We start from the raw sequence: 23,906 nt of genomic DNA, 5'->3' as shown, positions 1-23,906 counted from the left end.
ACGATATATGTAGTACCCTTTTGCCCTTGCCCAAATATAATGAATCATCTAGTCATTTGAAGAGGGGGTTATATCATGGCGTTACCCACCATCATAACCACAGTTCCTACATCCGTACCTGTCGGAGATATTGAGGTAAATCCCATCACCAATCGGGTATTCTTCGTAAATCCTAACACTACAGCCGGAACTGTTGGTGTATTAAGCACCCTGACCAATCGGATCATTGCAACCATACAAGTAGGCAGATTTCCGCTCAAGCTAGCCATCAATCCAAGAACAAACCGTGTGTACGTCACCAACTTCCGCGATGGGACGGTATCTGTAATTAGCGGACGGACAAACCGTGTAATCAAGACCCTCCAAGTAGGCAGAAACCCTGATAGTGTTAACGTTAATGTTCGTACGAACCTGATTTATGTGTCGAGTGCCTCTGGCATCGTAACTGTGATCGATGGCAGATCGAACTGTATTCGAACCACTATCCACATCGGCGGCCGTCCTTCCGCTATCGTCATCAATAAACGTACCAATCGCATTTATGTAACGAATACGATAAACAACTCCGTATCTGTCATCAACGGCAGTACACAAACCGTGATAGCAACTATAAAGGTTGGCAAGAACCCCATTACCATACCAGCATTAAATCCGATTACCAACCGTATTTATGTAGCGAATAATTTAAGCCGCTTTCTTTCCGTGATCAATGGCCGAACCAACAAGCTCCTCAAGAATGTACAGCTTGGAAGGTTACAAAGTGAGGTCATCCTTAATCCGCTTACGAACCGTGTTTACGTGTCTAGCGCTCAACAGGTTAAACAAGGGAAGCTTTTTGTGCTTAATGGAAATACCAATAAGGTGATCACAACTAGAGTGTTATCCTCCTCCTCCAGCACATTCATCAACCCGATTACAAATCACTTATTTGTCAGTAATTTCAATAAGAACAGAATGTCTGTTTATAACGCCAGCACGTTTAAAAGAATTGCGGTATTCCCCTCCGTAACAGGCGTAAATATTGTCCTGAATCCACTAACAAATAGGTTATATGTCGCGAACGATAATTCCATCACAGTCATTCAGGATGGTCCAAGATTAACCCATCATTATAAATAATCTACACTTTCTTATATTTGCAAAAAAAGGCGCATCACCTATAAGGTGAGCGCCTTTTTGAATATAGATTAATGCGTTGTAACCTGCTTGGCAGCTACTGGCTTCGCAGTCACTTTCTCTTCTGCTGTTTCCTTAGGCTGAATGCCTCTTTTAATAAAGAAGGCTAGAATAAATGCAATAATCGCTACGCCTACAGAGACTAAAAATGCATCGTTAATTCCTTCAATAGTAGCTTTCGCAATAACTTGATTTTGTATACCAAGCAATTGGTCTGCCGAAGGTTTAGTCGTTAATTTACTTACAGCATCAGCGACCATATCCTTCACATGTGAAGTGGTACTGTTAGACATAATAGTTACGAGCAGTGCCCCACCAATCGCTCCTGATACTTGCTGAATCGTACTGTTCATCGCTGTACCATGCGGCGTATATTTGGCTGGAATAGAATTCAGTCCATTAGTCATCACTGGCATCATCACCATAGAGATCCCGAACATTCTTACAGAATATAGAATCATGAGTGTAGAATATTTAGTCGTTTCAGTCAAATCACTAAAGAAATACGTACTAATCACTACGATTGCTAGACCGACTAGTGCTAATACTTTACCTCCGAATTTATCGAACAATTTACCTGTGATTGGTGACATAACACCCATAATTAACGCACCAGGCAACATTAGAAGTCCTGAATCCAGTGGTGAAATCCCTCTAATATTTTGCAGGTAGATCGGCATCAGCATCATCGCCGAGAACATTGCCATATTTAGCGTAATCGAAATCGCTGAGGATAACGCAAACATCGGATATTTGTACACTCTGAAGTTCAGCATAGGCTCCTTCATCTTCAATTGGCGCATAATGAATATTACTAATCCAATCGCCCCGATAATAAGAGCGGAGTAGACCATTGGATCATCCCATCCTTTATTCCCAGCGGAACTGAAGCCATATAGAAGCCCCCCGAAACCAATTGCGGATAAAAGCACAGATAGGAAATCGATCTTAATCGCCACATCTTTTTTAGGATCATGTAATTTAAAGAAGGCCAGAATGAACACCAATACAGCGATTGGGGCAATCATAAAGAATAGAACAGGCCATTCATAGTGCTGAATAATCCATCCAGATAATGTAGGTCCGATCGCTGGTGCAAAAATCATAACCAACCCGAACATCCCCATAGCTGAACCACGTTTCTCAGGCGGAAAGGTAGTGAACAATACGTTCATTAATAATGGCATCATGATTGCAGCCCCGGAAGCCTGAACCATTCTGGCGATCAATAACACAGGGAAACTAGGTGCGAACCCTCCGATAAAGGTTCCTATCGCAAATAATCCAATGGCGATTAGGAACAACCGTCTCGCGGTATACTTTTGAATCAAAAATGCTGTCGAGGGAATCATGATCCCGTTCACGAGCATATAACCTGTAGATAGCCATTGCACTGTTGAGGCACTGACATCAAAATCCTTCATAATCGATGGTAAAGCTATATTGAGTAGGGTATTACTCAGTAAAGCAACAAATGCACCAATCATAAGGATTGCCAATATCCCGTAGGACGCTTTATTTTCTTTTGCTTTCATTTTGGAATCCTCCATTCTATAATCATACTATTGGTTCAAATTTGAACTCTAGTTACAAACCAGTGTAGAATATATTACTCCCTTATTTACTGCTTGGCAAGACAAAATTCATTTAAAATTGAAATTGTAATAAGAGGAAATATAAGCTAGTCTATATTGGAACAAAGAGTCCAGCTTAAAGGGGCATCTCAGATGATTAATAAACGAAAAGAGCAAGTGATTCATAAGGCACATGAATTATTTATTGAAAAAGGGTACCACGCCACTTCCATTCAGGATATTTTGAATCATAGCCGGATCTCCAAAGGGTCTTTTTATAACTATTTTCCTTCCAAAGGGGATCTTTTCAAGGCTGTATTCACATCTATTCACATTCAGCTTGAAGAAGGGCGAAATTCAATGCTCATTGGTCAAGACCCCTCTGACATTAAGATATTTGCCGAGCAGGTTCAGCTGGTCATGAAAATCAATAAAAAAAATAGATTATTACAGCTCGTTGAAGATGCTTTAGTCTCCAATGATCCAGACTTAATTACATTTATCAAAAAAACGAAGTTCAACCTGCTCACTTGGGTATATGAACGTTTTCTTCATATTTTTCCTGCGGATAAAAAACCTTATTTACTGGATGGAGCCATTATTTTTAACGGGATTCTGCAGAATATGCTGCAAATCAACAGTGCTATGAATGAAGTCATCACCTCTAAACAAATCATTGATTATTGCACTACTCTTATCCAAAAGGTTGTTGAAGAAGTAAGTGACATGGGCATTCAACTCATCTCACCAGAACATGTGGACAAGTTATTGCCCGCAGCGGAATACAGTGATTTTTTCAATAATGATCTATCCTTTGCGACAATCAGCCTGAAGAAAATAATAGAGAGATCCTTCGCGCCAGGTGATACGAACCGCACTAATTATCTAAAGCTGTTGTACTTTATCCAAGAAGAAATCATGAATAATAAGGAACCGAGAGAGTTCTTAATCGAAAGCGCTCTGCTATCCTTAAGAACATGCCCTAATCTAAATGAAGCCAAAGAGTTCAAGCATTATCAGGATGTATTATCCAAAATGCTGTAAAGCTAACTAAAAGTGTGGTGAAGATGTGTTCAAGCTATTATTAATAGAAGATGATACAACGCTGTTTAATGAGATCAAGGAGCGACTTACCCAGTGGTCTTACGATGTGTATGGCATTCAAGATTTCAGCAATGTCACGCAGGAATTTATAGAGATCAAACCTGATTTAGTCATCATCGATATCCAATTACCTAAATTTGATGGCTTTCATTGGTGTCGAATGATTCGCTCTCACTCCAACCTTCCGATTATCTTCTTATCGTCACGCGATCATCCTACGGATATGGTGATGTCCATGCAGCTTGGAGCCGATGACTATATTCAAAAGCCCTTCCATTTCGATGTACTCATTGCCAAAGTACAAGCGATTCTTCGACGCGTCTACAATTACAACACAGAGAACATTGAACTCAAAACATGGTGCGGAGCAACCGTGGATTATGAGAGAAATCTGTTGACGAATGAAATGGGATCGATTGAGCTTACGAAAAACGAGATTTATATATTAAAACTACTTATTGAAAAAAAGAATAAAATCGTCACCCGCGAGGAATTAATCAATAGCTTGTGGGATGATAAACGTTTTATTAGTGACAACACCCTTACCGTCAACGTAAATCGGCTGCGCAAGAAGCTGGATGAGCTTGAATTAGGTAATTTCATTGAAACGAAAGTGGGACAAGGGTATATGGCCATCGAAGAGGAAACCCTATGATTAAGAAATATCTCTTGGAAAGAAGCAGCTGGATCCTCCTTGTTCTCTTTACCAACCTGTTTATACTCTTTGTCACCTATATGGACCCGTCGATTCCATTCTCTTCGGTCCTCTATCTGGTCTCCTTGTCGATGTTTTTGTTCGTAATGTTCTTAATCCTTCGCTATCCCAGGGAAACCAGATTCTATAAAAGCTTGGCGGAGCGAGAGGATGATCTGGATTTAACCAGTATCGCCTCCCCCGAAAGTCCATTTGAGAAAATGATTGAAGAGAGCATCACCAATCAAGCCAGATGGTTGAAACAGACTGCTTCACATAATCAAATGACGCTAGAGCAGGAGAAAGACGAGCTTTTGTCGTGGATTCATGAGGTGAAGACCCCTTTGACCGCGATGCACCTAATGATTGAACGTATGGAAGATGACGGAATGAAGAAAAATCTGACCTATGAATGGCTGCGAATACATCTCTTACTGGACCAGCAGCTCCATCAAAGGCGGATTCCCTTTATTGAGAATGATTTGTATATAGAACATATCGATTTAGAAACGCTTATTTTCGGGGAGATTAAGACGTTGCAATCCTGGTGTATTCAGAAGGGACTCGGCTTTGAACTGAACTTGGAAGTAGCTGAAGTGCTTAGTGATGCCAAATGGCTGGCTTTTATTATCCGACAACTACTAACCAACGCCGTGAAATATAGTGAGGCTTCAGATATTACAGTGAGTAGCTATCAGCAAGCTGAGCATATCGTTCTTGAGGTGAAGGATGGTGGGCGCGGGATAGATCCAAAGGATTTGCCTCGAATATTTGATAGAGGATTTACTTCCACCACCGTGCATCGCGACAATGCCGCCACAGGTATGGGCTTATATTTAGCCAAAAAAGCAGCACAATCCTTGTTGATCATCATCGGAGTTGAGTCGAGGCTCGGATCAGGGACGACGTTCACTTTAACCTTTCCCCTTAAAAATGAATTCGTGAAGCTCTCAAGCGTGTGACAACAATGTCACATGCTTTTTTATTTTGTTCGGGCAATCGAAGGATAAGAACGGCAAAGCCTTTTATAATAAGGCTATACAAAAAGAACGAGTATAAAAAGGGAGTGAATCAATATGGCAATTCTAGAAGCCACTAAAATTCATAAAAGCTACGGAAACAAATTAAACAAACAATCCGTGTTGAGCGGACTGGATATTTCTATTGAAGAAGGAGAATTTGTTGGCATTATGGGATCTTCCGGTTCAGGAAAAACCACCCTGCTTAACGTTCTCTCCTCTATAGATAAGATCAGCAATGGATCAATTACCATCGAAGGTAATGAAATTTCTACTATGAAAGAAAAGCAATTAGCTGAGTTTCGGAAAAATCATTTAGGATTTATTTTTCAAGAATACAATCTCTTGGATACGCTGACTGTGAAGGAGAACATCCTGTTACCTCTATCCATTACCAACACCCCTAAGAAAATTGCCAATGAGAAATTCGAAAACGTCGCGAGGGAGCTGGGGATTTTAGAATTAAAAAATAAGTACCCGAATGAAATCTCTGGGGGGCAAAAACAGCGTACCTCTGCAGCCCGGGCCTTCATTCATGAGCCGAGTATCATTTTTGCTGACGAACCTACAGGGGCCTTGGATTCTAAATCTGCTTCTGATTTGTTAAACAAGCTAAGTGAACTAAATCAAAGACGAAAAGCAACGATCGTTATGGTTACCCATGATCCAGTGGCAGCTAGCTATTGCAGTAGAGTTATTTTTATAAAGGATGGTACGATCTATACGCAATTAAATAAAGGGGAACAATCCAGACAAGTCTTCTTCAACGACATCATAAAAACACAAGGTGTATTAGGTGGTGTGCAGAATGAGCATTAATGTATTGATGCTGCGAAATCTGCGAAAAAACATCAGAAATTACTACCTGTATGTGTTTGCTCTCGTCTTTAGCGTGGCCTTATATTTCGCCTTTGTTACGTTGCAATATGATCCCTCGATGGATGCGGTAGAAGGCTCGGTCAAAGGGGGCGCAGCAATTAAGGCTGCCTCGGTCTTACTGGTCGGGATTGTATCCATTTTCCTGTTATATGCTAATACCATCTTCATCAAACGCCGGGGCAAGGAAATTGGCTTGTTCCAGTTAATTGGAATGACCAAAGGTAAAATATTCCGGATTCTTTCGGCAGAGAACTTTATCCTGTATTTCGGTTCTTTAATTCTAGGAATCGCCGTAGGTTTTTCTGTTTCAAAGTTAATTCTAATGATTCTCTTTAAAACGATTGGGGTCGATGCGATTGCTTCCCTTCGTTTCTCTAATCTGGCTTTAGTCCAAACGCTGATTGTATTTTTTATAATCTATCTCTTAATCATGCTGATGAACTATAGCTTTATTAAAAGACAAAGCATTTTGTCCTTATTCCGAGTGACCTCAACCACAGAAGGTACCGTGAAAAAGCTGTCCTTCTTCGAAATGATCATCGGGATCGCTGGTATTGGATTCATTATACTTGGCTATTCGATTTCATCTCGATTATTTAGTGGAGATTTAACATCAATGACTGAGCTATCTATAGCCATGATTACTATTCTGGCTTCAGTTATCATTGGGACTTATCTTTTCTATAAAGGCTCCGTAAGCTTTATCTTTCATCTCATTCGTAAACAGAAAAATGGGTATCTGAACATTAAAGAGGTATTGTCTCTCTCCTCCATTATGTTCCGAATGAAGTCAAACGCCGTATTACTGACCGTCATTACAACGGTGTCGGCACTAGCAATAGGTCTATTATCCTTGAGCTACATCTCATTCTACTCTACTGAGAAAAATGCGAAGCTGTACGTTCCGTCAGATTTTATTCTTACCGATATCCATGAAGCCGAACGATTTAAAGAGGTATTAACTGCGAAGAACTTAGTGTTTACAGAAAAAAAGACCGAGGTCATTCAGGTAGATGTAAATGTGAAGAAGATTCTGGGTGAAAATACAAAGGACTCTAGTATAATCTCTGATATCATGACCCTTCCTGTGATTAGTGAAAAGGCACTTGAAGGTATCGATGTATCGCCGGATGAGACCTATTTTACAAAGACAAGTAGTGCACTGGATAATATGATTGCTATGAAAGACAAAGGCCCCATTGAATTGAAGGGATTGCATGAGGTTATTCCACAAGCTTATGAAAAAATAAATATGGATGCACCTATTTTATTATCTTTCACAGGTGGCGGCTTACCCGTTGCTATTGTAGACGAAACGATCTTCGAACGCTTACAAAACGATCTAGATCCAGCCCTTCAAAGAAAGTCCTCTCTTAATATCGGAATCGATATGAAAGATCGGTCAAGCGTTGAGCAGGCGAATGATCTTTTTCAGAACATGAAATTTGAAAAAGACAACCGGCATGACTCTCAACTGGAGACGAAAAAAAATCAAAAGGAAACTATGGGACTGATCATGTTTATCGTTGCTTTTCTGGGGCTAACGTTCCTGATTACCTCCGGATGTATTCTTTATTTCAAACAAATGGATGAGAGTGAGAACGAAAAGCCTAACTATACGATCCTAAGAAAGCTTGGATTCACGCAGGGTGATTTGCTTAGAGGGATTCAGATGAAACAATTGTTCAATTTCGGGATTCCATTAGTTATAGGCCTGCTTCACAGCTACTTTGCCGTCAAGTCAGGCTGGTTCTTCTTCGGCACTGAGCTTTGGACACCGATGATTCTGGTAATGCTCTTATACACGGCTTTGTATTCGATCTTTGCAGTGCTGTCTGTTTTCTACTATAAAAAGGTGATTAAAGAGTCACTTTAAAAAAGGAGGGGTTCCACAAGCCAGCATGGCTTAGGAACCCCTTGTTGTTATCATACCACTTATCTCCTATCTTCATATTCAATTCTAGTTAACCCGTAGAAGACTATATCCTCGAATTTATCCCATTTTAAAATATGCCGTTTAAATTCCCCTTCAAATCTCATTCCAGCTTTTTTCATAACGTTAGAGGAAGCTGGATTTCTAGTCATTGCCGCTGCCCATATTTTATTTAATGACAGGTCTTCAAATCCGAAATCAATCAGCTTCTTAGCCGCTTCAGTCGCATAACCATTCCCCCAAAAAGGTTTGCCTACCCAATAGGCAAGTTCCCCTCTTTTATGCGATTTGTCTATATTTAGACTCATACAGCCTAGTAAGGCATTACTCTCTCTACTAATTAAAGCAAATGGAAACCCATCCCCTTCGGCTGCACTCCTCCTACAGGCACTAATCCAAGATTCAGCCGCTCCATCCGGATAGGGATGGGGAATAGACAGGGTTGTTCTAGCTACTTCTATATCCCCAGCAAGGTCTTGCACTTTACTTGCATCTGTAGATTGAAACGGTCTTAGCGTTAACCTTTGTGTTTCAAATATAGGTTGCATAGAAAGTACCTCTCACTATTAGATTTTCCATAGATTATATTACAATTGTTGGATATTGCAATACATAACTTAGCTATTCACAATCCCTAATACGAATCCGTCATACCCTTTACTCCCCACCGTTTGAAGGGCAGTAGCCGAAATCCTAGGCTCTTTAGCCAACAGATCATAAAATTCGCGAACGCCTACAACACGAGGATCTTTACTATTCTTGTTAATGACCTCACCTTCACGGATCACATTATCGCCTATAATCACCGTACCGGGCCGGGAAAATTGAAGCGCCCATTGTAAATAGTTAGGGTTGTTGGGTTTATCGGCATCAATGAATATAAAGTCAAAGGGTTCCACACCCTCTTGCTTCATCTGAGACAATTGCCCCAACGCATCTCCTATACGCAGTTCTATCACATCGTCCACCCCAGCAAGCGAGAAATTAGCCCCAGCCACCTGAGCATGCGACGGATCTAGCTCCAAAGTAACGATATGTCCGTCAGACGGGAGCGCCCTTGCCATCCAAATTGTGCTGTACCCACCCAAAGTGCCAATCTCCAGAATCCGGCGTGCCCCTTTCATTTGAACCAATAGGTTAAGGAATTTGCCCTGACTAGGTGAGACATCAAAGGGCGGCAGCCCTGCCAATTGATTAGCGGTCAATACTTCCTCCAGCACAGAGTCCTGCGGAATTAGCCGCTCTGTAATGTACTGATCGACTTTATCCCATGTATTCGTTTGATTCATATTTATCACTTCTCCTTTGAAATAAAATTTTCATTTCCACAATTAGGGATCGGTCGTAACTACGAGGAGTGTTTGGACTTCCGGCCGCTGTTGTCTCCAGATTTCTTCGATTAAAACCACTATTCGTGGTTGAAATCCGTAGAGCTTATGCTTACGAAGTGAGCTTTCCTACGGAAAGCTTTTAGTCGGTCGCTGACGCTCCTACAGTTCCAAACCTCCTCTTCGGTACTCCTTTTCCCTAACTAAAGATTCAAGTTCAACTTCAACTTCAACTTCAACTTTATACCTGTATTGTAAATCAGTTATAATCATAAAAATAATATATCTTTAAACCAAAATTATATATTTAATATATGAATCAAACGATAGCAGATAGGAGCTTAACCATGAATCTACACGCCTTACGCTTATTCCATGTGATCGCATCAACGGGTAGCGTGACGCGCGCCTCTGAAGTATTAAATATCAGTCAGCCTGCGATTACGGCTCAGATCAAGAAATTCGAAAAGGAACTATACTTCGCCCTGTTCAAGCCTCAAGGTAGAGGAATTACTTTAACGGATGCGGGTGAGGAGCTTGCCCTACTCGCAAAAAGACTGTTCGCTGTCGAACAGCAGATCGAACAATTCACTCAGGATTATGTTAACGGCACGAATGGAAGTATACGCCTAGCCGCGACGTATTTGCCTGCTCATTTCCTTATCCCTACCTGGATCGCAAAGTTCAAGCAACAATATGAGCAAGTAGAAATGGTGATTACGACCACCAATTCAAGCGATGCCCTGAAGCAGCTGTTAAATGTAGACGTGGATATGGCGATTTACGGAGGGATTTCCGAGGCCTATCCAGATACGATCCGGACAGAGGAGTTATTTCAGGATGAGTTATGGTTTGTGGTCGCACCCCATCACCCCTATGCGAATAAGCAGATTTCTTTATCCGAAATGATGAAGGAGCCTTTTGTCATGCGTGAGGAAGGGAGTTCGACGAGAGAGCGATTATTATCGTTATGCCGTACATATAATACGCCAGCTCCCACGATCTCTTTGCAATTTAACGGACTTCATGAAGCGATCCAAGCCGTTATCGCCGGGTATGGCGCCAACTTCGTCTCTTCACTCGTTGTTCGCGAAGATGTTGAACGGGGAGAGTTATGCCGAGTTTATGTTGAAGGCATACATCTGAAGAATAGCATTGCGATTTGTACGCGAAAAAATGAACCGTTATCCGCCTCGGCGGCAAACCTTATTCAAATGATTCGCCAAAATCCTTATACCGTTTAGGAATTCCAAAAAAGGACTGCTCTCCAGGCTGACTATATTCAGCCTGGAGAGCAGTCCTTTTAATGCCTTTATTTGAACCTCTTACGCTTGTTTTTTCTCCGTTAAATAGTACAGGAAGGCTAAGATCGGCAGAGCCAGCCCGATCAAGCTGGTCAGACCCCAGCCGCCGTACGCATATGCCCAGCCCCCCAGTGAAGAACCAACGGCTCCTCCTACAAAAAATATTGCCATAAATAATCCGTTTAAACGTCCTCTCGCCTCGTTCCCAAGGGAATAAATCGCCCTTTGTCCAAGCACTAGATTACCCGATACCCCCATATCCAGCATGATGGCCGCTGCGACCAGCAATCCAAGGGTTACTCTCGAATCCTCCTGAAACAAGTAAGCTAGAAGAAAAGCCACAGCTGCCAGCACAAACGCAAGACCGGTCAGCGACCGGGTCCAGCCGCGGTCGGCTAATCTCCCGGCGATGGGAGAAGCGATAGCCCCGGCTACTCCAGCCAGTGCAAACAAGGCAATGCCTTGCTGACTTAAATGATACGTATCGGACAGATGCAAAGAGACTGTCGTCCAAAACAGGCTGAAGGCGCCAAACAGGCTAGCCTGATATATTGCCCGGCGGCGCAGCACTGGCGTATTCTTCAGTAAAGTACCTAGCGAACGGATCAATCCACCATAATTCATTGTAGGCACAGGCTGGCGCTGCGGCAGCACACGGGACAATAGAAGTGTTAATAAGGCAATCACTACTGCCGATATGGCATAAATCGCATGCCATCCCCACAATCCAGAGACAAAGCTAGCCAGTGGCCGGGCGAACATAATGCCGAGCAGCAGCCCACTCATTACATTACCGACCACCCGGCCGCGCTGCTCTTCAGCAGCCAGAAAAGACGCATACGGCACAAGAATCTGGGCAGCTACGGAACCGAGGCCAATGAACAGAGACGCTCCCAGAAAGATTGCAGCATTCGGAGCTAGTGTGGCTGCTACCAGTGACACCACCACCACAGCCAGTGACGCCACAGTCAGGCGGCGATTTTCAATAATATCGCTAAGCGGTACTACGAACAAAAGTCCAAGAACGTATCCTACCTGAGTCAAAGTTACAATCAGACCTGCTGCCCCAGAAGAAAGCTGCGTAGCTTGGGCAATCTGTCCGATCAGGGTTTGGGCGTAATACAGATTAGCCACAATAAGTCCGCAGGAGGCCGCCAGTAACAATGTAATCCATCCAGGGATCGTTTTTCCTTCCGAATGTTCCTTTGCCGGATTTACTGAACTAACAGAATTCATTTGATTACCTTGATTCATAAGATCTCCACCCTTCGATATTAAATACTGTACGTAACGTTTACTAATTGGTTTAAATATATACTGAACGTTCAGTTTTGTAAATAGGTGATTGGCTACTTCTTAAAATATTTTGTATAATGAACGTACAGTTTCTATTTTTTGATCGCAAGTAAAATAAAGGATAGATTAGTCGGGAGGGATCTCTTATGGATAAAAAAAGAGGACGGCCGCGCAATAACGAAGCCGAGGCTTCTATTCTGGCAGCATCGTATGATCTACTGCTGGAGACCGGATTTGGGGCGGTGACCGTAGAGAAAATTGCCGAACGGGCGAAGGTAAGCAAAGCGACCATTTATAAATGGTGGCCTAACAAAGCAGCCGTGGTCATGGACGGCTATCTGTCTGCAGCTTCCGCAAGACTGCCGGTGCCAGACACAGGTTCGGTCATGGACGATATTATAATCCATGCCACAAATCTGGCCAGCTTTCTTCGCAGCCGAGAAGGAAAGATCATTACCGAGTTGATCGGCGAAGGACAGTTCGATGCTGGCCTTGCTGAGGCCTATCGTGCAAGGTTTTTTGCTCCCCGCCGCCAAGAGGCACGACAGTTGTTGGAGCGCGGGGTGACCCGAGGCCAATTAAAAGCGGATCTGGATATTGGGATCACGATTGATCTGCTCTATGGACCGATATTTTATCGGCTTCTAATCACAGGGGATGAGCTGGACGAAGCTTTTGTGAAATATTTGATCACCTCTGCCTTTGAGGGCATCAAAGCATAATCAAAAAAGCCATCCTTTGCAGGATGGCCTATCACTTATATTTACACCGTTCGATCCAAATTAACTTCAAACGTGTCTCCAGTAACATAATCCATATACCTCGTATTCCCGTCATAATCCAAATAAGCTTGATAGCGGGTACGAATAGCCGGTTGTGTAATCCAATCCAGCACTTTCTCTCTTGCCACCCACATTACTTCAGAGGTTTCCTCCGAGGTACATAATTCCCCACCCACGGGCTTGCAGATAAAATCAAACATGACCTTGGTCGGAACATCGGTTACACCGTCATACCATTTATGAATGCCTGTATTCGAATACACACCAATCAATTGAGATACCGTGACATCTATTCCACTTTCCTCTTTAATCTCTCGAATTAATGCATCCACCAGGTTCTCTCCGACCTCTACTTGTCCACCAGGGAATACCCATCCACCATCATGCGTCTTTACTAAAAGGATATCTCCTTGTTCATTTTCTGCGAATCCACCTGCTGCTACAATATGTGTTGGCCATGCCATAGACTGCACCTCTTTTTAGAAGAGGTTAACAATTTAATCAGCATTTGTAAACGATATTTTTCTATTCCACAACGCTTTAAAAGCTTCACAATGCGCTATCAAATCATCAAACTTCCCTTCACCCACGACCGAACCTTGATCCACTACCAGTATCTTATCAACATCTTTTATAAAATTTAGCCGGTGTGCAACAATAATGATGGTTTTGTCCTGAAATTCCTGCAAAATCGTCTCCATAAGGCTTTGCTCCGTAATATTATCAAGTGCTGACACTGGCTCATCCAGAATTAGAATGTTTCTTTTCTGAGCAATGATTCTGGCAAAAGCTAATCGCTGTCTTTCCCCGCCTGATAATTTGACGCCTTTTTCACCTACCAATGTATCTAGACGATCCGGTAATTGGCTTACCTTTTCCTGCAGATGAACCTTCTCCAAAATTTCATACAGCACTTCATCGGATAAGGAACGCTCATCAAATATAATATTGTCCCTAATCGTAGCGTCAAAAATCGGCGTGTCTTGTGATAAGTAAGAGATATGATCATAGTAGCTATCCAGATGGATCTCATCGATATCTTTACCATCCAATAAGAGTTCACCTTCGTCCTTTTTTAATAAGCCTACGATTAACTTAATCAGGGTTGATTTCCCGCCCCCGCTTAATCCGACAATAGCAACCGACGTTCCTCTCGCAATTGAAAAGGATAGATGATTCAAGATCTTCACTTGTCCATAATCAAAAGATACATCCCTAAATTCAATATCACCTTGGATCTCAGTGATAACTTCTCCTCGTTCTAGATTCTTATCTTCTGGGGCATAAATAAATTCCTCGAATCTTTTGTAGGTCACTCTATTCAGTCTGTAATCTACAAAGAGGACATTGAAGATAGCAATCGGCGAATAAATCTTATCAATAAACATAAACAAAGCGACCACAATACCAAGTGATGTCTCACCTGCGACAATGCTTTTTACACCGTAAATCAGGACAACAACTTTAATAATCGTGACAAACAACTCAAATATCGCGAAAAAAGCTTCATGGATCATTTGTAGCTGAGCATTTTTGTGAATGATAGTGCGTGCGGTGTGGCTTAATTTATCGATCTCTTTCTCATATCTTTTGTTCGTCCGGAAGACGACCAATTCCATAAATCCACGGATAGAGAATCTGGACATCTTTTCTTGTTCCTGTAGAATGGTTGCCTTCATCGCATACAGAAATTTCAACAGCAGATTCGTTATCAAAAAGACGACCACGTAGCCCGCTGCAATGACTACCATGATCCTTAAATCATAGAAGCTGATAAAGATGAGACTGAACAGCAGCGTGGGCAATAACTCATGTAATGTTTTAAGGAAAAAGGAGAAAATCATGCTGTTCCCAGCCGCCGCTCCATTCTCGATCACTTTAATCATCTGCCCTGTGCCGATATCCTGATAGGCTTGATAGTCGATTTTGGATATTTTAGATAGTGCAAGTATCTTTAATCGCTCCGTTATACTGTTCGATAAATACACGCTAGGGTATTCATCTACATAATTTAGAATTACCACCCCAGCCAGCAAAACCCCATACATCATAATCAAATTCAATATTTCACCAAAGCTGCCCATCATCGTGGCCTTGTCTAATATTTTTTGAAACACAACAATCCCTAAACTACTCAGCAGCTGAATCGTAAAACCCAATAAAATATAACCGCAAATCCACCACTTTAGGTGGGCTAGACTCTTTTTCAACATCACGTTCTCCTCCTCTTTCAATTGAATGCAAAAAAGCCAGGCAACCCCCACCATCCCACTGTAAAAAACCATTCACAAATACACGGTTCTCTAAGTTAAATAGGTTAAGTGCCTGGCTTTATAGAAATAGCTGCCTATGGCACCGTTCAAAGCTCTAGTTCATGGATCAAAAGGATAGACTTCTCCCTTGATAGCTGGTACGCGTTTCACCCAGCCCGATAACTAGTTACTTCGAACGATACGGAACGACATCCATTTCACCTCAATTAAAAGAATTGCTCCTATTATAATTCTCGAAGCTTTATTATTCAAGAATTACGTTTAACGATACGTAGTCCGGCCACTTGGCCCACCTTATGTCCTTCATGCGAAGCAAACTTGATTGTAGTAGCTGATGCACCACCCGTGACCAACTGCGGAAGCTCGTAACGAATCGTCACCAGCTTGTTCATCTCTTCAGACTCAAGGACACCTAGTCCAAGCCGTTCACCATCTGCCGTAATATCGAAGGCCACCGAAGTATCGTTGGACTTCAAGTACGTTACCACCAGATCCACTTGCTCCTCTGGCAAGACTTCCATTGTGAAGGAGAACCAGCCATTGATCCAGCTATCGCGATACTTGCGGTTGTAGATTTTGCCTAAGCCTACATGCTCCCCTTTGAAATTATGGTCTCGTTCCGGCTGCATTTCAGCAGGTTGCACCGAATCTACGGTTAGCTGTTCAAGTACTAGATTGTTCTCAACAGCCTCGCGATATTCAGCCTCCACCAGCTTCCACTCCTCTGACGTGAACAAATCCCAATACACGGAATAACGATGATCATGCATAGGGTAGAATGGACGAAGCTCATGGTCTCCTGCATATCCTAAACCTTTCATCCGGAACACATTTTTGCTCACATTTGACTGAATGAGGCTGTCTGTTAGCGTCTCGCGATCACCGATTAATACGGAAGCAAGCGCGCGGTCACGATTCAGCTCCGCATCTATTGGCCCGAAATCGCCTGCCAGCACAAGGGGGCCGTAAAGGAACGTTATACGATTCGGGTTATCCGGCATCGCTTCGATTCTTACCGACATCGGAATATCATATGCGACAACGTCTCCATCCTGCCATACTCTATCCAAAGCTAGGTAGCTGGATTTACCTACATTCACAGGCACGTCTTCACCATTTACGCTAACGCTCATTCCTTGCTCAGCCCAGTACGGGTATCTTAGCTTCAATGCGAACTTCCTGGGCTGCGCTGCGCTGATCCGCAATACACCTTGTCCCTCTTCTGGGAATTTGGTCTCCTGCGTCAGACGGACACCCTGCTCTTTCCAAGTCACCGTTGAAGGCACGTACTGATTAACATACAGCTCATCCTCACTATGGAAGTATAGCGCTGATCCATACATAGAATGACTTTCCATTCCTGAGCCTACACAGCATGTAAAGCTCTCAAACTGGGAGTTGAACGACTTATGTCCACCCATTTCGAGAGATACAAAATAACACACACGTCCATCTACCGGCTCCTGAGAAGCTAGGATATGGTTATACATTGCACGTTCGTTGTAATCCGCATATGCCGCATAAGCATTCCACTGGAACATATGCTTGGTCAGCTTCAGCATGTTGTAGGTATTACACGTCTCACATGAACCCTCTCCCAATCGATCGTTCAGCTTATCCGGTTCGCCAAAATGCTCATTATAGCTGTTGCCGCCGATCACGTATGAATGATGATTAACGACCCGATCCCAGAAGAAGCGAGAGAGGCCTGCATAATGCTTCTGTCCCGTTACCTCATACTGTCTTGCCGCACCAATAATCTTCGGAATCTGAGTATTGGCATGTCTTCCTGCTAATGTGTCTTTTTCTTCGGCAAGATCATTAAGGACTTCTCCATGGTAAAAGCTTTCGGCTAAAGCAAGGAAACGTTCAGCCCCGGAATCCTCTGCCAAATCCGTCAGCGCTTCATTCATACCGCCAAACTCACAACGCAGCACCTCTTGGATCTGATCTTTACTGAGCCCTGCGAAAATATCTTCAAGCCACAGCCCCAGCTTCGTTTCAATAACGAGCGCCTTCTGATTTCCGGCCAATCGATAAGCGTCGCGGAGACCTGCAAACAGCTTATGCATCGTATATAGCGGCACCCAACCCCCGTTAAGGTCAAAGCCCTGTGAGCGAATATCGCCTGCCTTCACTTCCTCAAATAACTCTTTGCCACGAGGAATGCCGGAAATGAAGCCATTACCATGCGCATCCTGACAACGCTCTAATTCATGTACTACATAATTCACGCGTTGGAGCAGCTCTTCATTTCCCGTAGAGGCATACATTAACGCACACCCAGAGATATAATGACCTAACGTATGGCCGCTAATGCCTTGAGATTCCCAGCCTTCATAGTTAGCTGCCTTAGGCGCTAAGCCAGCATATTCACGAAAACGCGACAGAAGACGATCAGCCTCCAGCTTGAGTAAATAATCCGTATTTAATTCCATCGCATGGAGAAGCGGACCTGACTCAATGCGTACATTCTGCAAAGCAAAAGCTTGCGTCTTCAATGAAATCGCTCCCTCGCAATCTTGTCAGGGTGATATGACAAGTGTATATTTGTATCCATAAGATAACACCCAAACGTTGATTTGTCGGTAGATCAGCCATACAAATAGTGGACAAATCCGACTTATTGATGGCTAGGAGGACCGCATGACCTATTTGAAAATAAATGCAGATGTACCTGTTCATTTTACGGCGGCAGGAGAATTCATCTCAGAAACGCCATGGAAACATGTAGAACGTGCAATGGGCAATTATGAGCTAATCATAGGCGTGAATGAAACGGTGTATTTAAGTGAGGAAAATAAACGCTTTGAAGTAGGACCTGACGAAGCGCTACTGCTCATGCCTAATTGCACGCATGTAGGCTATAGAGAATCATGGCCTGGGGTTAAATTTTATTGGTTTCATTTCGAGCTGACCCACGAGGGGGTATTGCTGAGTGAGGAGGAAATGAAGCCTGAAGCAGAAGAAATCTTGTCGCGTACACAGCGCTTATGGTCTGTACATGATCTATATCTGCCGCAGTTCATAAAAATCGAGCACAGTGACAGGATTCATATTCTGGCAAATCAAATCCTCCATGTAGCTAACTCAGGATATTTGACCTATTCCAGTGTTAATTATTTGTTAACCTCACTCTTAATTGAGCTGTCTGAGCATGCGCTTCAGCCGTTCGCCAGTAAGCTAATCCGTCCGCAGCAAGATGTCACCTTTGTCAAAATAGCCGAGTGGACAAGGATTCATGCAGGAGAGCCTCTTACGGTGGCCATCATCGCGGAGAAATTCAATTACAACAAGGATTATTTAGCTCGTCTATTTAAACAACACACCTCGATGGGGCCTTTGGAGTATATTCATTCCGTACGTGTGACTAAAGCGAAGGAGCTGCTAACCAGAACCGCCCTCAGCGTGAGGGAAATCGCGATAGAGACGGGGTTCACCGACGATAAATATTTCATGCGCCTCTTCCGCAAATACGAAAATATGACACCAACCCAATATCGTAACGCCTATCATAAGACGTTTATGAATAATGACTAAAGTAAAAAACTGCGGCAGGCTTCAACGTTTTGAAAAGAGTTTGAAACAACACTCCGTCCGCGGAGCCTCCGATAGATAATCAGGGAATTTCTCCCTAATTATTCTCAAGAAAAGAAGCTGCCTCTAAGTAGCATTCACTACTTTTGAGACAGCCCCTTCTCTAACTTACAATCTTTATATCATTGAATCGTTTGCGAAGAAAAATTCCATCGCCAGCGTGGAGTCGATCCTTGCAGATGCACCCCTCCATACCATTCATCGATTCCTTTTTTCTGAACCCAGTCTTCATTTCCAGCCCATACACTTTTGCCTAGCTCGGTTAATGCAAGCTCGCAGTCTATGAATGGCATTACTGGATCGTTATAACCAGGAAAATCATTGTACCCATAGGTTTGCAGCAATGGGTACGGGCGTTGTGCCATCTGTCTTAGAATATGCCAATATTGCAAGTCGCCCATGCCTAGTATATGAAGCTTAGCTCCCACATTCTTGAACAACTCGTAAGGGGAGTTCATTCCAGCATGAATCATCTCCAGAGTCATCTGTTCTACGATACCAAGTCCATTATAGGTTGATGGGAAACATGATAAATGTGCCATGAAGGCGTCATATGCAAATGGTAAAGTGGACGTATCTGTGGTTAAACGTTGTTGCAGCGTTTCTGGATTAGGTGATACATAGGCTTCCCAGAGTGATTGGCCTAACTCTAGCTCCTTGTCGCCGATTAACTTCCACGTTCCTGATAAAGTCTCCATTTGCTCTACAGACAGTTGTCCAAGTCCTCGAAACAGCTCAATGCCGGGATATTCTCCAATGCACAATAAACTCAGCTTCGTGGATTCCTTCTTCTGCTTCGAGAACCAATGGAGCAAATAGCACAGCATCGTCTGATCGAAAAGATCATGCTCGAACCATAATACAACTTCATCATATTTATGAAAATCAGCTAAGATCTTTTCCTGTTCCTTACTGCTCTGTATAAATACCTTCTGCGGAATCCCCATCGTTTGTTCTAAATAATGCGCTCTTACTAAGCGGTTATTCTGTTCCGCTGGCTCTAAAAAGACCGGCCCATGAGAGTAGACCTCTCTCCATACTAATACATCCCCTTGCACAATTCCCTGACGCAGCTTATCTCCCACTACATCTCCGTTTACAATATGAAGCACACCTTTTCCTCCTTCGTACAAATGATTGAACACGGAGAGGACATCCGCAACAGGTAGCGCACCCTTAAGCTTGCGGCGAGCATCAAAGAGTCGTTTCTTCAATACCGGGACTGAAGTCCCCAGAAAATCAGCAATCTCTTGAAGGGAATATCCCTGAAAATAATATAATTGAACGGCAATCCGCATATTGGATGTCAATGCAGCTATAGACTCGTGAAGCAGACGCCGCGCTTCTTTTTTCTCAATAATGTCCGCCACACTACATGAAGATTCTGTCGATTGCACAGCTTCATCGTAGGGTAATGCAGGATGCTGCTTTCTTCGCAAGATTCGATAACATTGCCTTGTAACAATCGCTTTAAACCAGCCCGGAAATGCCTCTACTGTCCGTAATTTATTCAAATTCAGGAAGGCTTCTGTGAAGGCTTCCTGCACAGCATCCTCCGCTAATTGATAATCGTGGAGCTTTTCATACGCAACTGCATTCGCCATTGGTGTAAAATGCCTAACGATCTGTTCAAAAGCTTGACGGTCTCCTCGTCTCGCTTCTTCAATATACTGAAGCATACCTTCGCTCGCTCCCTTCTTCCGTATTATATACAAGTGCCCACGAAGTTCCCAAAGGTTACGGATTTAGGTCAATGTTTTTCACACAAATCCTACTCTTCACATTTGAACCTCAAGCTAGTTCCATATATGATAGCTTTATCTTTAGTTATCAGGGGAGGATTCATAGAAGTGGCAGTATTAATCAATGAACAAATAAGAGCATCCGAAGTAGTCCTAACTGGACTTAGAGGTGAGAAGCTGGGCATTGTATCTAGAGAAGAGGCATTAGCAATGGCTCGCGCTGCAGGTGCAGATCTAGTTTGTACCTCGCTAATGAGCAGCCCGCCGCCCTGTAGCCTAACTGCAAAGGGCAAAGCAAAAGCGGCCGCGCAGAAGGAGGCAGCCTCAGCACGCAAGGCTAGTGGTGGCCCAGCTGCAAAAGGTGGCAGCAAAGAGAAGGTCAAAGAACTACGCTTCACTGCTCATATTGAGGAGCATGATTACGATACGAAGCTCCGTCAGGCAGACAAGCATCTTCGCTCCGGCAAGCCAGTGCAATTAGTTGTGAAGGCATCCGGCGCCAAAGAAGCCGCTGCTTCCAAGTCCGTTTTGGAGCGACTAGTAACTGACCTGAAGGAAGTCGGAACGAAGGATACTGGCATTCAGACAGGTGGTAAAGGTTCACAGGTGAAACTAAATCCACGTTGAAAAGTCACCTATTCCGATCATATAAAATCCAGCAAAAAAGCCATCCTCTCAGGGATGGCTTTCACTCCATAAGAAATAAACTTACTCGCTCTTCATCATTCACCTTAAACATGATTGCCCATTAATCCCCGTGGGCGATAGCTCATGCCGCCAGCATAAAGATGGGCAACGTCTCCTAGTCCAATACATCGAGGAACCGCAAAGTGCTTGCTGCGCTCTTCAAACAAGATCGTCGTTACCGAGCTTGGCGCAAGCCAGAATACGGACCAAGTCAAGGCTAACGGAATTTGTAATAAATGAGCTAGCCATGCGAGACCAAAGCCACCGTGGCATACTACTCCAATCTTCTTGGTAGACGGCTCAAGGATACGATAAAGGCCATCTTCTCTTCTATAATGGTGTCGAAGCAAGAATTGATCTGAAGCCGTTTGTAATTCGCTAAACCGCAATCTGTATTCCTCTTGCTTCAACCAATGATCTGTTTCATCAGACCATACTCTTTTTCCACTCGATAGTTCGCTAATATGTTCTCCGGGGCTATCCCAAATAGATGCCAATTGTCCATCCAACATAATCTCTGTCCAATCCAGTTCACAAGTCCAAGGCTCTGTATGAATGACAAGTCCCGTCTCTTTGGCCACATAACTGGCTGTTGTCTGTGCCCTACCCAGTGGTGAAGCATATAATTCATCCAGACCTATAGATGCCATGCGTTTTCCTAGTGCTGCTGCTTCCTGATGCCCGAATTCTGTTAGACCATCTATGGAATAGTCCGGATCACCATGACGAATCAGAAATATTTGCATAATAATGCCCTGCTCCCCTCAAATCCAACCTTTTTCCTCTGCCAGTCGTACCGCCTCAATTCGACTTTTCACTTCCAGCTTATTGAGTATTTCAGAAATATAATTGCGAACAGTTCCATAAGAAAGGTGTAGAGAAAACGCGATTTCCGCCGCCGTTTGCCCTTCACCAGCCAGCTTTAAAATCTCTCGCTCCCGTGCTGTTAGTGGATTTTCTTCCCGCAAGCTACCAAAAACTAACTCGGGGGATACCTCCCGATGTCCAGCCATGACACGTCGAATAGATTCGGCCAGCTTATCTACAGGCTCGTCCTTCAACAAATACCCTTGTATACCAGCCTTCACTCCACGCTCGAAATAGCCCGGACGGGCAAAGGTAGTCAAGATGATAATTCGAGTCGGACAGCCTTTACTCCGCAATATTTCTGCAACCTCCAGCCCGCTCTTGAACGGCATTTCAATATCCATGAGACATACGTCCGGCTGAAGCCTGTCGATTAAAGCTAACGCCTCAGCTCCATCACAGGCCTCTCCGACGACTTCGATATCATCCTCAAGATCCAGCAGGGATGCCATCGCTCCCCGAAGCAGACGTTGATCCTCCGCTATAACGATGGTTATCATGCACTCTCACCTCCTGTTGCTTCCTTAACGATTAGAGGGATCATAACGATCAGCGTAGTTCCCTGACCTTCTTCTGAGCTTAGCGACAGAGAGCCATCAATCAGGGATAGTCGTTCCGCCATCCCCTTCATACCATTTCCATCACTAAGCTCACCATTACATCTCTCACCGTTCTGGAGGCCAATTCCGTTATCTTTAACGGTAACTCGAACTTTTCCGGCGGTCTTTTCCACCCCGATAAAGCATTTATCTGCTCTACTATGCTTCACAATGTTAGTCACCGCTTCTTTGATGCAAAGGCTGAGAATATTTTGCGTCAGATCGGATACTCCCTCTAGCGAGATATCCCCTTCCACTTCCAGGGCAATCTCCGCCGTGCGCAGCATTTCCCCGGTTTCTGCCAGTTCTTCTGCTACTGAGATCGCACGCATTTCCGACACTAGCTCACGCACCTGACGGAGCGCAGCCCGCGAAGTACGCTGAATTTCCCGCGCCTCCTCTTGGGCTCGCTCCGTATTTTTGGTCACCAGCTTCTCTACGAGTTGGCTTTTTAATGTAATCAAGGACAACGTATGCCCGAGCGTATCATGTAAATCACGAGCGATTCGCATCCGTTCCTCACGCTTCACCAGCTCTTTAATCACCTCATTGGCTTGATCCAGCTCTTTCTCCAGCTTCTGATTCCGATTCATGGATCTCACTCCGAATGGGCTAATCAACATAATAATGATAAATGGAGCTAAAAATATCATGCTTCCCCACTCCATCTCACGACCCACTAAGACCAGCACAGAAAGTACCATGACCACAAAAGAAGTAAATGCAATTTTGAACCCTTTATTCTCCGTATAGTAAGCTATAAAATTCGCGGTGAAAAAGCCCATGTAAAGATTAAAGGGCGTATAAAACAAACTAAGCACCACGATGATCACCATTTGAATCATTAGCCAGACATTAAAGACTCCACCCCGAACCCAATACAGCTGGCGATAGCTGATGGCAAACACCGCTATCATCAACCCGCCTAGAATGAGCTTCAATCCAGTCTCCCCACGCAAATTCAGGATGGGCAAAACCAGATAAACAGCCCATACATAAGGGAAAAACCCTTGTTTTTGTGGAAATAACCGGAACTGCGCACGCTCAGCCAT

Annotated in this window: 21 protein-coding genes; 10 read left to right on the top strand and 11 right to left on the bottom strand. The window is 43.6% G+C overall.

Annotated elements, in window-relative coordinates:
• The first annotated feature begins 75 nt into the window (after positions 1–75).
• Complete coding sequence (locus M2444_RS13055; RefSeq protein ID WP_280787156.1) at positions 76–1,119, top strand: YncE family protein; 1,044 nt, start codon at positions 76–78, stop codon at positions 1,117–1,119.
• Positions 1,120–1,187: 68 nt separating this feature from the next.
• Here the strand turns inward: M2444_RS13055 and M2444_RS13050 are convergent, their stop codons facing one another.
• The gene (locus M2444_RS13050) at positions 1,188–2,711 is read right to left on the bottom strand and encodes a DHA2 family efflux MFS transporter permease subunit (RefSeq protein WP_094869679.1); all 1,524 of its coding nucleotides are present in this window, start codon (positions 2,709–2,711) and stop codon (positions 1,188–1,190) included.
• Positions 2,712–2,903: 192 nt separating this feature from the next.
• Between M2444_RS13050 and M2444_RS13045 the strand changes: the two genes are divergently transcribed.
• The 5 genes from M2444_RS13045 (at position 2,904) to M2444_RS13025 (ending at position 8,322) form a co-directional block, all read left to right on the top strand.
• A complete protein-coding gene (locus M2444_RS13045) occupies positions 2,904–3,794 on the top strand; it encodes a TetR/AcrR family transcriptional regulator (RefSeq protein WP_280787155.1) in 891 nt (296 codons plus the stop codon).
• Between the two features lie 25 nt (positions 3,795–3,819).
• Positions 3,820–4,509 carry a response regulator transcription factor gene (locus M2444_RS13040; protein ID WP_094877892.1) on the top strand — a complete coding sequence of 230 codons (690 nt, stop codon included), beginning with the start codon at positions 3,820–3,822 and terminating at the stop codon, positions 4,507–4,509.
• Positions 4,506–5,510, top strand: coding sequence for a sensor histidine kinase (locus tag M2444_RS13035; protein ID WP_094869678.1), 1,005 nt, complete (start codon positions 4,506–4,508; stop codon positions 5,508–5,510). The genes M2444_RS13040 and M2444_RS13035 overlap by 4 nt, the downstream gene beginning before the upstream one ends.
• 114 nt (positions 5,511–5,624) lie before the next feature.
• Positions 5,625–6,386, top strand: coding sequence for an ABC transporter ATP-binding protein (locus M2444_RS13030; protein WP_094877891.1), 762 nt, complete (start codon positions 5,625–5,627; stop codon positions 6,384–6,386).
• Entirely contained in the window at positions 6,376–8,322 is a 1,947-nt protein-coding gene (locus M2444_RS13025) for an FtsX-like permease family protein (RefSeq protein WP_094877890.1), read from the top strand. The genes M2444_RS13030 and M2444_RS13025 overlap by 11 nt, the downstream gene beginning before the upstream one ends.
• A gap of 59 nt (positions 8,323–8,381) precedes the next feature.
• On the opposite strand, the gene M2444_RS13020 is transcribed toward M2444_RS13025, so the two are convergent.
• Positions 8,382–8,927 carry a GNAT family N-acetyltransferase gene (locus M2444_RS13020; RefSeq protein WP_094877889.1) on the bottom strand — a complete coding sequence of 182 codons (546 nt, stop codon included), beginning with the start codon at positions 8,925–8,927 and terminating at the stop codon, positions 8,382–8,384.
• A gap of 69 nt (positions 8,928–8,996) precedes the next feature.
• Positions 8,997–9,668, bottom strand: a complete 672-nt coding sequence (locus M2444_RS13015; RefSeq protein ID WP_094869674.1) for an O-methyltransferase — start codon at positions 9,666–9,668, stop codon at positions 8,997–8,999.
• 386 nt (positions 9,669–10,054) lie between these two features.
• Here M2444_RS13015 and M2444_RS13010 point away from each other — a divergent pair, with 386 nt between their 5' ends.
• A complete protein-coding gene (locus tag M2444_RS13010) occupies positions 10,055–10,951 on the top strand; it encodes a LysR family transcriptional regulator (protein ID WP_280787154.1) in 897 nt (298 codons plus the stop codon).
• Between the two features lie 81 nt (positions 10,952–11,032).
• Here the strand turns inward: M2444_RS13010 and M2444_RS13005 are convergent, their stop codons facing one another.
• Positions 11,033–12,265, bottom strand: coding sequence for an MFS transporter (locus M2444_RS13005; protein ID WP_280787153.1), 1,233 nt, complete (start codon positions 12,263–12,265; stop codon positions 11,033–11,035).
• A 188-nt stretch (positions 12,266–12,453) separates the two neighbouring features.
• Here M2444_RS13005 and M2444_RS13000 point away from each other — a divergent pair, with 188 nt between their 5' ends.
• Positions 12,454–13,029, top strand: a complete 576-nt coding sequence (locus M2444_RS13000; protein WP_060625198.1) for a TetR/AcrR family transcriptional regulator — start codon at positions 12,454–12,456, stop codon at positions 13,027–13,029.
• Between the two features lie 41 nt (positions 13,030–13,070).
• On the opposite strand, the gene M2444_RS12995 is transcribed toward M2444_RS13000, so the two are convergent.
• From M2444_RS12995 to M2444_RS12985, 3 genes are all read right to left on the bottom strand, one after another.
• Positions 13,071–13,553 carry an NUDIX hydrolase gene (locus M2444_RS12995; protein ID WP_094876707.1) on the bottom strand — a complete coding sequence of 161 codons (483 nt, stop codon included), beginning with the start codon at positions 13,551–13,553 and terminating at the stop codon, positions 13,071–13,073.
• A 33-nt stretch (positions 13,554–13,586) separates the two neighbouring features.
• Complete coding sequence (locus M2444_RS12990; RefSeq protein ID WP_280787152.1) at positions 13,587–15,302, bottom strand: ABC transporter ATP-binding protein; 1,716 nt, start codon at positions 15,300–15,302, stop codon at positions 13,587–13,589.
• 308 nt (positions 15,303–15,610) lie between these two features.
• Entirely contained in the window at positions 15,611–17,863 is a 2,253-nt protein-coding gene (locus tag M2444_RS12985) for a glycoside hydrolase family 127 protein (RefSeq protein ID WP_280787151.1), read from the bottom strand.
• A gap of 145 nt (positions 17,864–18,008) precedes the next feature.
• Between M2444_RS12985 and M2444_RS12980 the strand changes: the two genes are divergently transcribed.
• Positions 18,009–18,902 carry a helix-turn-helix transcriptional regulator gene (locus tag M2444_RS12980; RefSeq protein WP_280787150.1) on the top strand — a complete coding sequence of 298 codons (894 nt, stop codon included), beginning with the start codon at positions 18,009–18,011 and terminating at the stop codon, positions 18,900–18,902.
• A 179-nt stretch (positions 18,903–19,081) separates the two neighbouring features.
• Here M2444_RS12980 and M2444_RS12975 read toward each other — a convergent pair whose 3' ends face one another.
• The gene (locus tag M2444_RS12975) at positions 19,082–20,638 is read right to left on the bottom strand and encodes a sigma-70 family RNA polymerase sigma factor (protein ID WP_280787149.1); all 1,557 of its coding nucleotides are present in this window, start codon (positions 20,636–20,638) and stop codon (positions 19,082–19,084) included.
• Positions 20,639–20,809: 171 nt separating this feature from the next.
• Here M2444_RS12975 and infC point away from each other — a divergent pair, with 171 nt between their 5' ends.
• Complete coding sequence (infC, locus tag M2444_RS12970; RefSeq protein WP_094869666.1) at positions 20,810–21,328, top strand: translation initiation factor IF-3; 519 nt, start codon at positions 20,810–20,812, stop codon at positions 21,326–21,328.
• A 104-nt stretch (positions 21,329–21,432) separates the two neighbouring features.
• Here infC and M2444_RS12965 read toward each other — a convergent pair whose 3' ends face one another.
• The 3 genes from M2444_RS12965 to M2444_RS12955 are packed head-to-tail and all read right to left on the bottom strand — an operon-like array spanning position 21,433 to position 23,906.
• Entirely contained in the window at positions 21,433–22,134 is a 702-nt protein-coding gene (locus tag M2444_RS12965; protein WP_280787148.1) for a histidine phosphatase family protein, read from the bottom strand.
• 18 nt (positions 22,135–22,152) lie between these two features.
• The gene (locus M2444_RS12960; protein ID WP_042184310.1) at positions 22,153–22,755 is read right to left on the bottom strand and encodes a response regulator transcription factor; all 603 of its coding nucleotides are present in this window, start codon (positions 22,753–22,755) and stop codon (positions 22,153–22,155) included.
• On the bottom strand, positions 22,752–23,906 hold the full coding sequence (locus M2444_RS12955) for a sensor histidine kinase (protein ID WP_143812121.1): 1,155 nt from the start codon (positions 23,904–23,906) through the stop codon (positions 22,752–22,754). Before M2444_RS12955 ends, M2444_RS12960 begins: the two co-directional genes overlap by 4 nt.

It is taken from the genome of Paenibacillus sp. PastF-3 (genome assembly GCF_029893135.1).
Taxonomy (GTDB): domain Bacteria; phylum Bacillota; class Bacilli; order Paenibacillales; family Paenibacillaceae; genus Paenibacillus_AQ; species Paenibacillus_AQ nitricinens.
Note: the sequence above shows the minus strand (reverse complement) of the source record. Positions and strands in the feature narration are given on the sequence as shown.

What these genes read in the sequence shown, in the direction of transcription:
- M2444_RS13055 (WP_280787156.1), top strand. Translation starts at nt 76, where the DNA reads ATGGCGTTACCCACCATCATAACCACAGTTCCTACATCCGTACCTGTC.
- M2444_RS13050 (WP_094869679.1), bottom strand. Translation starts at nt 2,711, where the DNA reads ATGAAAGCAAAAGAAAATAAAGCGTCCTACGGGATATTGGCAATCCTT.
- M2444_RS13045 (WP_280787155.1), top strand. Translation starts at nt 2,904, where the DNA reads ATGATTAATAAACGAAAAGAGCAAGTGATTCATAAGGCACATGAATTA.
- M2444_RS13035 (WP_094869678.1), top strand. Translation starts at nt 4,506, where the DNA reads ATGATTAAGAAATATCTCTTGGAAAGAAGCAGCTGGATCCTCCTTGTT.
- M2444_RS13030 (WP_094877891.1), top strand. Translation starts at nt 5,625, where the DNA reads ATGGCAATTCTAGAAGCCACTAAAATTCATAAAAGCTACGGAAACAAA.
- M2444_RS13025 (WP_094877890.1), top strand. Translation starts at nt 6,376, where the DNA reads ATGAGCATTAATGTATTGATGCTGCGAAATCTGCGAAAAAACATCAGA.
- M2444_RS13020 (WP_094877889.1), bottom strand. Translation starts at nt 8,927, where the DNA reads ATGCAACCTATATTTGAAACACAAAGGTTAACGCTAAGACCGTTTCAA.
- M2444_RS13015 (WP_094869674.1), bottom strand. Translation starts at nt 9,668, where the DNA reads ATGAATCAAACGAATACATGGGATAAAGTCGATCAGTACATTACAGAG.
- M2444_RS13010 (WP_280787154.1), top strand. Translation starts at nt 10,055, where the DNA reads ATGAATCTACACGCCTTACGCTTATTCCATGTGATCGCATCAACGGGT.
- M2444_RS13005 (WP_280787153.1), bottom strand. Translation starts at nt 12,265, where the DNA reads ATGAATCAAGGTAATCAAATGAATTCTGTTAGTTCAGTAAATCCGGCA.
- M2444_RS13000 (WP_060625198.1), top strand. Translation starts at nt 12,454, where the DNA reads ATGGATAAAAAAAGAGGACGGCCGCGCAATAACGAAGCCGAGGCTTCT.
- M2444_RS12995 (WP_094876707.1), bottom strand. Translation starts at nt 13,553, where the DNA reads ATGGCATGGCCAACACATATTGTAGCAGCAGGTGGATTCGCAGAAAAT.
- M2444_RS12990 (WP_280787152.1), bottom strand. Translation starts at nt 15,302, where the DNA reads ATGTTGAAAAAGAGTCTAGCCCACCTAAAGTGGTGGATTTGCGGTTAT.
- M2444_RS12980 (WP_280787150.1), top strand. Translation starts at nt 18,009, where the DNA reads ATGACCTATTTGAAAATAAATGCAGATGTACCTGTTCATTTTACGGCG.
- M2444_RS12975 (WP_280787149.1), bottom strand. Translation starts at nt 20,638, where the DNA reads ATGCTTCAGTATATTGAAGAAGCGAGACGAGGAGACCGTCAAGCTTTT.
- M2444_RS12965 (WP_280787148.1), bottom strand. Translation starts at nt 22,134, where the DNA reads ATGCAAATATTTCTGATTCGTCATGGTGATCCGGACTATTCCATAGAT.
- M2444_RS12960 (WP_042184310.1), bottom strand. Translation starts at nt 22,755, where the DNA reads ATGATAACCATCGTTATAGCGGAGGATCAACGTCTGCTTCGGGGAGCG.
- M2444_RS12955 (WP_143812121.1), bottom strand. Translation starts at nt 23,906, where the DNA reads ATGGCTGAGCGTGCGCAGTTCCGGTTATTTCCACAAAAACAAGGGTTT.